The organism is Fodinibius salinus, assembly GCF_008124865.1.
GTDB lineage: Bacteria > Bacteroidota > Rhodothermia > Balneolales > Balneolaceae > Fodinibius > Fodinibius salinus.
The window spans coordinates 456,196-469,485 of the sequence record NZ_VNHY01000001.1; the positions used below are offsets into that span (position 1 = coordinate 456,196).

General features: G+C 41.9%; 14 protein-coding genes. 13 read left to right on the top strand and 1 reads right to left on the bottom strand.

The genetic code is table 11. From position 1 onward, the window contains the following. Positions 1-82 precede the first annotated feature (82 nt). The 7 genes from trpA to bioA are packed head-to-tail and all read left to right on the top strand — an operon-like array spanning position 83 to position 6,709. Complete coding sequence (trpA, locus tag LX73_RS01995; protein WP_148897792.1) at positions 83-895, top strand: tryptophan synthase subunit alpha; 813 nt, start codon at positions 83-85, stop codon at positions 893-895. Positions 896-919: 24 nt separating this feature from the next. Beyond that, entirely contained in the window at positions 920-2,032 is a 1,113-nt protein-coding gene (locus LX73_RS02000; RefSeq protein WP_148897793.1) for a DUF4837 family protein, read from the top strand. 3 nt (positions 2,033-2,035) lie between these two features. Beyond that, entirely contained in the window at positions 2,036-3,205 is a 1,170-nt protein-coding gene (gene bioF / locus LX73_RS02005) for an 8-amino-7-oxononanoate synthase (RefSeq protein ID WP_211359340.1), read from the top strand. Further along, complete coding sequence (locus tag LX73_RS02010; RefSeq protein WP_148897794.1) at positions 3,198-3,875, top strand: alpha/beta fold hydrolase; 678 nt, start codon at positions 3,198-3,200, stop codon at positions 3,873-3,875. The genes bioF and LX73_RS02010 overlap by 8 nt, the downstream gene beginning before the upstream one ends. Before the next feature lie 33 nt (positions 3,876-3,908). Then, positions 3,909-4,718: a methyltransferase domain-containing protein gene (locus tag LX73_RS02015; RefSeq protein ID WP_148897795.1), complete on the top strand. Its 810-nt coding sequence runs from the start codon at positions 3,909-3,911 to the stop codon at positions 4,716-4,718. A gap of 39 nt (positions 4,719-4,757) precedes the next feature. After that, a complete protein-coding gene (gene bioD / locus LX73_RS02020; RefSeq protein WP_148897796.1) occupies positions 4,758-5,387 on the top strand; it encodes a dethiobiotin synthase in 630 nt (209 codons plus the stop codon). A gap of 41 nt (positions 5,388-5,428) precedes the next feature. Continuing rightward, positions 5,429-6,709, top strand: coding sequence for an adenosylmethionine--8-amino-7-oxononanoate transaminase (bioA, locus tag LX73_RS02025; RefSeq protein WP_148897797.1), 1,281 nt, complete (start codon positions 5,429-5,431; stop codon positions 6,707-6,709). Positions 6,710-6,819: 110 nt separating this feature from the next. On the opposite strand, the gene LX73_RS02030 is transcribed toward bioA, so the two are convergent. Beyond that, a complete protein-coding gene (locus LX73_RS02030) occupies positions 6,820-7,344 on the bottom strand; it encodes a hypothetical protein (protein ID WP_148897798.1) in 525 nt (174 codons plus the stop codon). A gap of 127 nt (positions 7,345-7,471) precedes the next feature. Here LX73_RS02030 and LX73_RS12885 point away from each other — a divergent pair, with 127 nt between their 5' ends. The 6 genes from LX73_RS12885 to LX73_RS02055 all read left to right on the top strand — a co-directional run bounded on the left by LX73_RS12885 (position 7,472) and on the right by LX73_RS02055 (position 13,288). Continuing rightward, on the top strand, positions 7,472-7,621 hold the full coding sequence (locus LX73_RS12885) for a hypothetical protein (RefSeq protein ID WP_170245551.1): 150 nt from the start codon (positions 7,472-7,474) through the stop codon (positions 7,619-7,621). A 191-nt stretch (positions 7,622-7,812) separates the two neighbouring features. Next, positions 7,813-8,571, top strand: coding sequence for a ParA family protein (locus LX73_RS02035; protein ID WP_211359341.1), 759 nt, complete (start codon positions 7,813-7,815; stop codon positions 8,569-8,571). 14 nt (positions 8,572-8,585) lie between these two features. After that, the gene (locus LX73_RS02040; protein WP_148897800.1) at positions 8,586-8,999 is read left to right on the top strand and encodes a hypothetical protein; all 414 of its coding nucleotides are present in this window, start codon (positions 8,586-8,588) and stop codon (positions 8,997-8,999) included. A gap of 115 nt (positions 9,000-9,114) precedes the next feature. After that, a complete protein-coding gene (locus LX73_RS02045; RefSeq protein ID WP_148897801.1) occupies positions 9,115-9,882 on the top strand; it encodes a GNAT family N-acetyltransferase in 768 nt (255 codons plus the stop codon). A gap of 14 nt (positions 9,883-9,896) precedes the next feature. Beyond that, positions 9,897-10,691, top strand: a complete 795-nt coding sequence (locus LX73_RS02050; protein ID WP_148897802.1) for a lysophospholipid acyltransferase family protein — start codon at positions 9,897-9,899, stop codon at positions 10,689-10,691. Positions 10,692-10,705: 14 nt separating this feature from the next. Next, entirely contained in the window at positions 10,706-13,288 is a 2,583-nt protein-coding gene (locus LX73_RS02055; RefSeq protein ID WP_148897803.1) for an alpha/beta fold hydrolase, read from the top strand. The last annotated feature ends 2 nt before the right edge of the window (positions 13,289-13,290 follow it).

Consider the following 13,290-nt stretch of genomic DNA (forward strand, 5'->3'; position numbering starts at 1 on the left):
GATTACCGCAGAAAGTTAGAAATTTTCTAATTGCGAAAATTTGCTTGACCTCTGTAAACTGTGTTCTATCAAATGACTCATAATGATTAAAACAGATAATAGAATAACGCAGCTTTTTGAACGTAACGAAGGTTCAGAAAAAATAATGAGCCTGTTTCTTACGGCGGGCTATCCCGATCTGGAGGCCACGGTGGACCTTATACTTGGCTTTGAGAAAAACGGTGCTGAAATGATAGAACTGGGCATGCCATTCAGCGATCCGCTAGCCGATGGTCCCACCATTCAGTATTCGAGTAATGTGGCTATAGAGCAAGGTATAACCATGAAAAAAATACTGCACATCGTAGAACAGGTACGGGAGGAGTCGAATATCCCCATTATTTTAATGGGTTACATCAATCCCGTATTGCGGTATGGAACTGAAGAATTTTGTAAAGATGCTGCTGAAGCGGGAGTAGATGGATTGATTATTCCGGATATTCCCGTTGAAGAATCGAAGGTCTTAACTGATAAAGTGGCAAAATATGACTTGCCGATGATTTATCTGGTAGCACCCAACACTTCTGATGAACGCATGCGTAAGATTGATCAACAGTCGCAAGGCTTTGTATATTGCGTGTCGGTAACGGGGGTAACCGGTGCACGAGAGGGTGATGAGATAGCCCAATCTGTACAGCGATTTATAGGTCGTGTAAAAGAAAATGTGACTAAAAATCCCCAAATGGTGGGTTTTGGTATTAAATCCCACGAAGACGCCCAGCGCATTGCTGCTGATATGGATGGGTTCATTGTAGGGAGTGCAGTTATTGATACGATTAGAGAACATTATCTGGAAGAAGGATGGAAGGACGAAGTATTTGCTTTTGTTCGGTCGTTAAAGTATGGTAAAGAGTAATTTGAAAATGAGATTATCAAATTTATGAAATTATCGATTAAAGTATTTATTGTTCTTCTTTCAGCTCTGTGGATAGGATGTGAGGGAGACTATCGCCAAAAGGCCACTGGCAGCTTTGGGCAAGTTATAGTGGTAATGGATTCCAGCCAGTTTCAAAGCCAAACAGCGGAGGCTTTGCGTCAAACGTATGGTGAATGGACACAGACGATTCCTGGCAAACCGCCTCGTTTTGATCTTACATTTCGTGATTTTAATACCAATGACCAATTAGAGCAGCTTAAGCGTTATCGCAATCTCATTATTGCAGCTCCTATTACGGATAGTACGAATACGGCTGATTTTATGCGTGCACTTTTGAGCGAAGATGTAGAGCAACAAGTTCGCAGTGGAGAATCTTTTGCATTTCCAATTAAAGATCAGTGGTATCGCGATCAGTGGGTGATGTTGTTGTCGGCAACCAGTGATTCGGCTTTGGCAAAACAGATTCATAATTCACAGCAAACATTGACTGAAAATTTAGTTCAAAAAGAACTACAGCGCTGGAAGGCAGAAATTTATGACCAAGGGGAGAAGATTGCACTTGAGGACAGTGTCTGGGATAATCACGGATGGAAGATTCGTATCCAGCATGACTGGGTTAAACATCTTGACACAACGTACACACACAAAGGCGAAGAAAATAACTTTCTAACGATACGTCGCAAATTGCCAAACAACGACCGATGGTTTTGGGCATGGTGGAAGAAAGTTGACAATATTAATCAGGTGGACAATGACTGGATTAATGCTAAGCGCGATTCACTGATGAAAAAGTGGATTCGAGGCTCCAGAGATAGCTCGTATGTTACAACCGAGTACCGGCGTGAGGTAAATACAAAATCGTTTACATTAAATGATGATATTGCCTATGAAACACTCGGTACCTGGCGGATGACCAACGATGCTATGGGCGGACCATTTGCGAATTTAACGATCTTTGATGACGAATCGGGGCGATTATTCATGCTCGAATTTGGACAATTTGCTCCCAAATACAACAAGCGACGTTTTGTTCGGCAATTCCGGGCTATGCTACGCACCTTTGAAAGTGATTCAACCTGGAAATCACCGAATCAAGATTCAATGCAAGAGCAATAGAGCGTGAGTACCACTCCCAAAGATCATTTTATCGACGAAGCACTCAGAAAACGCAAAGATCAACATCGTTTTCGTGAACTAACCAGCTACCAGCCCAAAGGTACAACAGAGGTGCTAGATGACAGAGAAGAGCTGGTCAATTTTAGTGGCAACGATTATTTAGGGCTTTCAAAGCATCCCAAAGTAATAAATCGTGCTCAGGACTTTACTGAACAGTATGGCAGTGGGGCCACAGCCTCCCGTTTAATTAGTGGTACCTATACTATCCACAATAAACTGGAACAGAAAATAGCTCATACCTTTGGATGGGAGGCAGCACTTGTCTTTAACAGTGGTTTTCAGGCGAATAGCACCATCATTAGTACGCTGGCCAACCGGCATTCGTTAATTTTAGCCGATAAGTTGAGTCACAATAGCCTTCTGAATGGATCCCTGTCCAGCCGAGCCAGTTTTCGACGTTTTGCCCATAACGATACTGCTGACTTGGAAAGTCAGCTGAGTAGGGCAGTAGACAAAGATTATGATCGTATTATCGTCATAACAGAATCGCTATTTAGCATGGATGGGGATCGCAGTGATCTGGAAGCCATTGCTAAGCTATGTAAGAAATATGATGCCTGGCTGTTTGTGGATGATGCTCATGCTGTTGGTGTTTGGGGCACTAATGGATTGGGCCTTACGCACGGTGTTTCGGGTATTGATTTAGTGCTGGGTACTTGTGGCAAAGCTTTTGGTGCCTTTGGCGCTTTTCTCCTTTGCTCTTCTAAGATGAGGGATTATCTTATCAATTTTTGTGATGGATTTATTTATACGACGGCACTGCCGCCGGCAGTGATTGGTGCTGTTGAGGCCGGCCTGGATTTAATTCCTGATCTGTCGGAGCGCCGTAATAGGCTTTATACAAATATTAAAAGGATGAAAAAGGGCATAAGGCGGGCCGGTTTTCAAGTAGGCAATACAGAATCACAAATCATACCCATTATGGTAGGTGGGGAGGAACAGACGCTGGAGTTAGCTACTGCACTTGAAGATGCTGGTTTCCTAGCCACAGCTATTCGTCCGCCCACTGTGCCCAAGGGAAGTGCAAGGATTCGAATTACGCTTTCGTCAGCTCATACTAAAGAACAAATTGATCAATTTTTAACGACGCTAGATCAGCTAAACAATGAATAATTGCCAAATTATTGCGTATCACGGTTGGGGATTTGGAGCGGACTTTTGGAACAGTTGGCGCCAGTCGTTATCAAAGGTCGGAACATTTCAAGCCGTTGATCGAGGTTATTTTAATGCTCCCAATCAGGTAGGGGTTAATAAAAAAGATAATCCAGTGGTGTTTGTAGCGCATTCGCTTGGCCTTCATATGATAGATAAAGCGCTCTTTAAGGAAGTCGATTTATTGGTCGTTATTGGCGGATTTATGCACTTTCATCCGTATACGGCCCAGCATAAACGGCGATCGCGCTTTGTTTTGCAGGAGATGATTAACGATTTAGAAGTCCATCCCAAAGAAACATTACAGAAATTCTATGAAAACTGTTTCGCACCTCAAGATCCACCGGAAAATGAAATTCCTGACATAAATCATGAGCTGTTGATTGAGGACTTAAATGCACTGCAGATATCAGAACGCAAACCAGAAACACTGCATAAAGCCGACAGAATTTGTATTATACATGGGGCAGATGATCATATTGTTCCTAACAAAAAGGGTCGACAGATTTACAACCAGTGCCAGAAAAAAGCACAATACTTTGAGCTTAAAGATGCTGGGCATGCATTGCCTATAACGAATCATAAGCAGTGTATAGAATTTGTTACTCCTTTAATCAGACAACTTTCGTAACGAGCAAAAATTTATATTTAGTAGTATATCAGGATGAACGAATTAGCCCATCTCGACGAAGATTTAAAAAATGATATTTCTTCTGCCTTTGGTAAATCAGCTGAATATTATCAACAACATGCCGAGCTGCAAAAGCAAGCGGCTAATCGATTAATAGCCTCGCTGGAGCCGTGGAGAGATATTTTACCATCCGGACCCATTATTGAGTTGGGCTGCGGCACGGGTTTTGTTACCGAAGGCTTGGCGGAGCTTTATACTGACAAAGAAATACAGGTAACCGATCTTTCGGATCAGATGGTGGAGTTTTGCCAACAAAGATTTGCTGATTCATCGAACTTACAGTTTCGAGTTCAAGATGCCGAGGAAGTTTCTTATGATGATCCGCATTATGCTATGACGATCAGTGGATTTACGGCCCAATGGTTTGAGGATGCGGCACAGACGCTGGGTAAGTGGTTGCAGGCTACAAAGCCCGGTGGATTACTGTTAGTTTCTTTCCCCGGTAATGAGAGTTTCCCTGAGTGGGAAGAGAAATGCCAAGAGCTGGGACTGCCTTTTACGGCCAACAAGCTTCCCGACGTTGAAGAAATGGTTGTTAAAATGTCGGTAGGCCCCGCACAGGTAGATTATTATGAAGATACGGTAACACAATCGTTTGATAGTGCCGGACAGTTTTTTCGGCATTTAAAAAATGTTGGGGCAGCGACCCAAAAAGAAGGACGTGCTCTTTCCCCTAAAGAGCTTACAATGCTTATTAATCACTGGGATAATTCCACAGAAGGAAATATTGAGGTGAGTTATCATTTGGTCTTCTTGGCAGTAAAGAGAGATTATGATTCCTAAATTATTTTAATTCTAATCGTTTTAATCTAAGGTCTTAACATGGATTTGAAAGATTGGCCATCTCATATTTTTGTGACGGGAACCGATACAGGTATTGGTAAAACGGTTGTTTCAGCAATGTTGACGAAGGCATTGAATGCAAGCTACTGGAAGCCGATACAAGCTGGACTCGAAGAAGAAACTGATACTGAGTTTGTCCGCCGAACAACCGGCTTTTCTGAGGATCGCATTATTCCTGAGCGATATAGGTTGGAAACACCTATGTCGCCTCATGGAGCAGCTAAAATTGATGACGTTTATATTGAGATGTCAGACTTTTCGCTGCCGAAGTATGATACTGATCATCTGGTCGTAGAAGGCGCTGGTGGACTGATGGTTCCCATCAACGATGAGGACATGATTATTGATCTTATCAGTTATCTACAGTTACCAGTAGTGCTGGTTGCACGAAGCTCATTGGGTACGCTCAATCATACCTTCTTATCACTTGAGGCCCTTTGGAGGCGTGATATACCTATTCTGGGAGTTGTCATGAATGGTCCGGAGCACCAGAGTAACAGAGAGGCAATTCAACACTACGGCAATATTGATATTCTTGCCGAGATCGACACTATGCAGGATATTAATCCCAATGCATTGCAAGCCACTTTTGAAAAGAGTTTTCTATAGTATTTAACTGTATTTTAATTTTAAAGGATATATTATTTACCGTGCCTGAATTTCATCGAAACATTTGGTATCCATTTACCATCTTAAAAGAAGCACCCACGCCTGTCAAAATTGAAAGGGGCGACGGTCTTTGGCTTGAGCTTGAAGACGGTCGCCGCATCATGGATTGTATTTCCAGCTGGTGGGTTAACATTCATGGACATGCTCACCCCAAGATGGCCAAAGCTATTGCGGAACAAGCCGAAAAGCTGGAACAGGTTATTTTTGCCAATTTTACGCATGATCCTGCCGAGCAACTCGCTGAACAGGTTACCGAGCAGCTCCCCGGTGATCTTAATCGTGTATTTTTTTCTGATGATGGATCTACGGCCGTAGAAGTAGCTATGAAGATGGCCTATCAGTATTGGCACAATCGGGGCCAGGAGCGTAAAAAATTTATTTGTTTTGAGGGCGCCTATCATGGTGATACATTTGGAGCAATGTCGGCCGGAGAACGGTCGGTATTTACCGAAGTATTCGATGATTTGTTATTTGATGTAGATTTCTTGCCGTATCCCGATACGTGGATTGGTGACCAGACGGTCGCCGAACGTGAAGATGAGATTATTACTCGGTTAGAGCAGATGCTGGACGAGCACCCCGAAACCTATGCGGGCATTATGATTGAGCCGCTGATACAGGGAGCGGGGGGGATGCGTATGTGTCGCGAAGATTTTTTACAGAAACTGCACTGGGTGAACCGACAGTTTGATACGTTACTTATTTTTGATGAAGTAATGACTGGTTTTGGCCGCACCGGAGATTGGTTTGCCAGCCGCCGTGCACAGGTTGAACCAGATTTGATTGCACTTGCGAAGGGACTTACTGGTGGTTTTTTACCGCTTTCTATTACTGTTGCTTCTGATAAGATTTTTGAGGCTTTCAACAGCTCAGATCCTATTAAAACATTTTGGCACGGACACAGCTATACGGCAAATCCCATAGGGTGTGCGGCAGGACTGGCATCAATGCAGCTGATGCATGAAAATGAGCCTACCTTTACTGAGATGGAACGATGGCACAAAGAGGAATTACATCAGCTGAGAGATCATCCCAAGTTAAAGAAGCACCGTGTAAAAGGAACGATAGCAGCTGTAGAAATTGATAATGAAGGCGAAGACGGTTACCTAAACCCCGTAGCTAACCGCATAAAAGAAAATTGTGTGGATGAGGGATTGCTGCTGCGTCCGCTTGGTAATGTGCTGTACCTGATGCCCCCGTATTGCACCACCAGAGAACAGCTAAGTGAAATGTATGAAGGTATCAAACAGTTACTTGAGTAAACCCTTTGCAAAGCCCTGTTGAGTAATAATAGTATTAAGTTAGATTCCGAAAACTGAGCTTGCCATCCATCTGCAAATTAATTCGCAGATGGGGGACCATATGCCTTTAGTTATTCGCCGGAGCCTTGTTGGTTGTGAACATTGATATCGTGGTTTTGGAAAAAAGCTTTTATTTTTTCGAGCATTTGTTGTTCCAGAAACAACGGACGGCCTCCGAATTCAAAGACATATAAACGGTTTTCGGTGTCATTGAAAGCAACTTTCATTGTGGCCGAACGAGGTAAAAAGAATCGTTGTATAATATTTTGACCAGATTGGGTAAGAAATAAATAATCTATTGATGAGGCATCAAATTGTTCTTCATGTATTGTTCGGCTTCCCTGTTTATAGGTAACAAGCAACTTGTCATCAGAGAATGAGGCAATAATATTGAGTGCCCCATTCATAGTATTCAGATATCCCAGTACCGTCAGGGCAAAGAAGGCAAAGGAAAGCAGTCGGAAGATGCTTATCCAAAACGCATCAGAGAGATTCCAGAAAATGATAAACAGCACTAGGCAAAGGAGGCCCGAGAGATACGTACCCGCTTTCCAGTATTTATGTGTTTGTTCTTCTACTTGAACGGATGGATCCATTATAATAATTTGACTTTATCAATAGTAAATGACTATAAAAACTGATAATAGGTTTTTTGAAAGTAAACTTGCAAATGGAAACACAACCGCATAGCTTACTTCAAAATCCAAATAAACAATAACTGTGATGGCTGCCAAAAACAATAAACCTCCTTCCAAAAAAGAAATGTCAGAAGGTAAAGCCATAACAATTACCGTATTATTGATTGCAGCAGGGCTTATTGCGTTGATATATGGGGTTCAATTTATGATGGAATATTTCTTCCCAAATTTTTGAAATTTCTAATTTGGTTATCCTCTGTTAAATACAGAAGTTAGAGAGACTAGGAGAATGGCTTTAAGTAGTTAGAGTACGGCTTTTTAGGTACAAATTTGCCCATTTGGTTCTTCTTGACTATCAATTATGGCATTAATACATTATTAATTAATAATTACTGACCACTCAGTAAAACAAATAGTTTAGGAATTATGAAGACAATTGCATTTACAAATCAAAAAGGCGGGGTAGGGAAAACTACTTCTACCATTAACGTTGGTGCTGGTTTGTCTAGAGAAGGATATGATGTGTTACTGGTTGATTTAGATCCACAGGCCAATTTGACATATTCTTTGCGGTTAAGTTCTAATCGGCTTGATACCAGCATTTATGATGTTTTAAAGGGTAATGCAGATGCAGAAGAAACCCTTATTACCCATAATGACGGGTTTGATATTATGCCGTCTTCTATTGATCTGTCGGGTGCCGAAATGGAGTTTGCCAACGAACCTGCTCGTGAACAGATTTTAAAGAATAAATTGCATCCATTTTATGACAGATATGATTATATGTTGGTAGATTGCCCTCCGAACCTGGGCTTATTGACTCTGAATGCTTTTACTGCGGTTAATGAGATTTTTATTGTTCTGCAGTCAGAATATTTGGCTCTGCATGGACTTTCTAAGCTTATGGATGTGGTGCAGGTTGTAAAAGATCGGCTAAATCCGGCGATCGAAATTACTGGTATTATTTGTACATTATATGATGGTCGTAAGAATCTAAACCGAGAAGTAGTTGATCATATACAGGACTATTTTGGTGATAAGGTTTTTGATACGCTTATCAGAGATAATGTAGCTCTGGCAGAAGCTCCTAGCCACCATAAAACAATTTTTGAATATGATCCGTCCAGTAATGGTGCCAAAGACTATGCCGCTTTGGCGAAGGAAATTAGAAATGGTCAAAGCTAAAAGAGCTTTTTATTATGTCGAAAAATAGTAGTTTAGGTAGTAGTCCGATAGGGGGATCGTCTAAGAAATCGGAACGTTCATCTCAGAAAGATACAGAATCAAAAAAATCTGATGATGAAAAGAATACGGGCCGAAGCTTAGGCAGCAGTCCTGTTGATATTAAACCTGATAATAGCCCCAAGTACGACTTTATTCCTGATTTGGGAGTTTCCAAATCACAGCAAAGCACATCTAAAAAGAGTTCTGGCGAAAAGAGTACCTCAAAAAGCAGCGACAGTTCGTCTGATTCATCAAAAAAGCGAATTGTAAGTTATAACTTAGAAGTTGATTTAATTACCAGAGTTAAAAAAGCTGCCAAAAGAGAAGAGATGTACTATTCAAGCCTCGTAAGCAAGGCGTTAAAACAGTGGCTCGTCGAAAATCAGTAATAGTATGTTCAAATACTGCCTGTGATTAAGAATTACATTTTACTAATAGTTTCTTTATTTCCTTTCAAAAATATTTCCTTACTTTAAACCTGTTTGTTTAATTAAATAGTTATGTATGTCTGTACCGAACAGGTTTTCAAAACAATTACCTTCTACAAATAAATATCTGGTTCGTATTGCCGAAACAGATAAAGAGCTTAGGCAGGCCCAGTCTCTGCGATATAATGTATTTAACGTGGAATTGGGAGAAGGCCTTGATAAGTCTCATCAAAATGAGCTGGATAAAGATAAATACGATCGCCAGTGTCATCACCTGTTGGTAATTGTACGTTCAACAAATGAGATTATTGGTACGTATCGTATGCAAACCTATGAGGAGGCCCAAAAGCATGAAGGGTTTTATTCTGCTAACGAGTTTAAGCTTTCCATGCTCCCCGATGATGTGTTAAAAAACGCAGTTGAGGTTGGTCGTGCCTGTATTGCTAAAGAACATCGCAACGGGCGGGTATTATTCTTGCTTTGGAGAGGAATTGCAGAGTATATGAAAGCAACAGACAGCCGATATCTTTTTGGCTGCTGTTCCTTTACTGGTACTGATGCACAATTAGCTCGAAATGCTGAACGATATTTAACTGATCAGGGATATCTACATGAGGAGCATGTTATTGATACAACTTCAGATTTTGAATGTCCTGAGGTTTCAGTTGATGAAAATGAAGCTGAAAATACTGAGATCCCGCAATTATTTCGCCTCTATCTTAACGTGGGGGCTAAGGTGATTTCAAAACCAGCTATTGACCAATCATTCCAGACTATAGATTTTTTGATACTCGTGGATGTACAAGAACTTGATTCTAAGAGTAGAGCCCTCTTTCTACGATAAGTTTTATCTATCAAATGATTCCAACCCTGCGTGCATCAGTGCGGATGACATTGTTTATGATGGTATCTCTGGTAACCGTTCTGTTGGTTGCAGCGGGAAATGCAGTGTTATATTTCTTTAAGGATGAGTGGAGGATATACTGGAAAAATAGTGTTACCAGCGCTTGGGCAAAAATAACGGCCTTTGTTTTGGGCTTGCAGGTTGAGGTTAAAGGACAGCCTCCCAGCCCACCTTTCTTTCTGGTATCAAATCATCTTAGTTATATTGATATTGTATTGTTGTGGCAAAATATAGACGCAACCTTTGTGGCTAAGGGTGAAATTAAGTCGTGGCCTTTTTTTGGATGGGCGACTCAAACACTGGGTGTATTGTTTATTAACCGGTTATTAAGACGCGATGTATATAGAGTCAATGAAAAGATATCAGAGGCCATAAGTTCTGTTCAGGGCATCATTCTTTTCCCCGAGGGGACAACAAGCCCCGGAGCTGAGGTTTTATCTTTCAACGCACCACTTTTGGAGTATCCGGCTACAAAAGCAATGCCGGTACATTATGCAACAATATCATATACAACCAATGATGTTGAGAAACCGGCATCCAGACACATTTGCTGGTGGGGGGATATGGAATTTATACCGCACCTTTGGAAGCTATTGCAATTGAAAAATTTTCGGGGTACAATCACCTTTGGAGAACATACGGTGAAGGAAAATAGCCGAAAAGAGCTGGCAAATAAATTACATGCTGCAGTACAACGACAGTTTATTCCAACAGCAGAAGAGGATAAACCTATAACGGGACAGGAGTGAAGGAATAAGTAATTATGTTGGGATTAACGGGGTGGAAAAAATATTTAGGGATTTATCTTATCCTTTTGGTGGCTTCCCATCTGACGATTTCTCTCTTTGGTGGAGCAATGGATCAGCAAAAAGCATCCGGCCAGTCTATATCTTTGCAAGTCGTTACCTCCGATTCATCTCAGTCCGACCAAACCTTTAATTTATTTTATGAGGACCGGTACAAAGGCAATGAAGAAAATCCAACAGTGTTATTTCTTTTGCCCGGTGGGCCGGAAGGACCTGAAGTTTTTGATAGTCTTGCTGCAGATCTTTCTAGTCAATTTCGAGTTATAATACCCCATCTAACTAGTGGTAAGGAGGGCACGAATGAACTACCTGACTATTCGTTCCAAACCAGAGCTGAATACGCTCATCAATTGCAAAAAGAGTTGGGATTTCAAAACGCCCACGTTGTTGGATATGGCCTGGGTGGAGCCAGCGCCATCAATTTAGCTCACAGCTATCCTTCGGATATCCAGTCACTAAGCCTTATCTCATCTATTGGTGTGCAAGAGCTGGAATTGCTGGGGAGTTATCGATTGAATCATGCCGTGCATGGTGTACAACTTGCTGCGGTATGGCTGTTGCACAATGCTGTACCTCATTTTGGTTTGTTAGACAGCGTGGGTTTTAATGTATCATACGCCAAAAGTCATTATGAGTCAGACCAGCGTCCGATTCGGTCATATCTGAAACAATACCAGAAGCCCCTGTTGATTCTTCATGGGCGGGATGACCCGTTTGTACCTGTTGCAGCTGCACAAGAACATTACCGAATTGTTCCCCAGAGCAGTATTCAACTTTTTGATGCCGATCATGATTTGATAAAAACACACAGTGATTCGGTCAGTCAATCCTTGGTGCAGTTTGTTTTAGACGTTGAAAATGACAAAGCTCTAGCAGCGGATGATGCGTCAGCCCAACGTGTGGAGCAAGCACAAGAATCATTCTCAAATGTGGATTTCCAGAAGTTTAAGGGAGTTTCGCTGGCTATTATTATGCTTATTATTATTTTTAGTACGCTAATAAGTGAAGATTTGACCTGTATCGGTGCGGGATTGTTGGCCGCTCGGGGACTTATTGGTTTTTGGCCCGCGGTCATTGCCTGCTTTATTGGCATTGTAGTAGGAGATGTAGCTCTTTATTTGGCCGGCCGATTCTTGGGACGACCCGCTACGAAAAAAGCTCCATTCAAGTGGTTTATTTCCGATAAAGATCTTATACAAAGTGCCGAGTGGTTTGAGTCAAAAGGCGGAACAATAATCATTGCCACCCGATTTTTACCAGGTAGCCGGTTGCCCACTTATTTTAGTGCCGGCGTTATTGGTGCAGGTTTTTGGATGTTTATCTCATACTTTTTGCTCGCAGCCGCAATTTGGACTCCCATTCTTGTAGGTATTTCTGAACTGCTGGGTAATAAACTGTTGGGATACTTTTCCCTCTACAAAGATTATGCACTTTGGGTCGTACTGGGAGCCTTATTTTTGTTTGTAATAGTGATTAAAGTGGTTGTGCCGGTCTTCACCCATAAGGGAAGGCGCATCCTGCTCTCTCGGTATCGCAGGCTTACACGTTGGGAGTATTGGCCTCCTTACGTGCTTTATGCACCCGTTTTTTGCTACATACTTTTCTTAGGGATTAAATATCGCTGCATGACGCTCTTCACAGCGGCGAACCCGGCTATTCCTGAAGGTGGATTTGTAGGAGAGTCGAAAACAGCTATTCTTGATTCATTTAGTCGGCAGGATGTAGCCACATACGCTCGAATATCATCCGTATGGAATGCCCAGAAGAAATATGAACATGTACAACAGTTTATGCAGCAACATCAGCTTGATTACCCCATTGTCCTTAAACCGGATGTGGGCCAGCGGGGAACAGGCGTTCAGGTGATCCGTCATGAAGAAAAATTACATAAATACCTGGAAGAAGCTGAAAAAGATATTATGGTGCAGGAATACTGTGGTGGAAGAGAGTTTGGTATTTTCTATTATCAGTATCCTGATGATGAAACCGGCAACATTTTTTCAATCACCCAGAAGCATTTGCTATCAGTAACCGGAGATGGGAGGAAGACGGTTGAAGAGCTGATCCTTGATGACGATCAGGCCGTAGACCTTGCTAAATATCATCTCAGTGCTAATCGCTATCAGCTCTATGATATACCTGAAGATGGGGAAGAAATACCGATTGTGGAGTTAGGCACTCACGCCCGCGGTGCGGTCTTTACTGATGGACAATCACTCATAACTAATGCACTTGTTGAGGAAATGGACCGTATCTGTAAGATGGCGTCGGGCTTTTGTTTTGGTCGTTTTGATGTAAAAGCCCCTTCGGCTGCCGAGTTGAAGGATGGAAAGAATATTACCATAATTGAAGCGAATGGCGTAACGTCTGAATCAACGAATATTTATGATTCTAAGTTTTCTTTTTGGGACGCTCAAAAAACGCTCATGAATCAATGGAAGCTAGCTTTTGAAATTGGCCAACAAAACCGAAGTCATGGAGCAGCTGTTACTTCATTGAGAGAATTCTTCCAGCGGTTGGGGACATATATCGTAAAGTAATA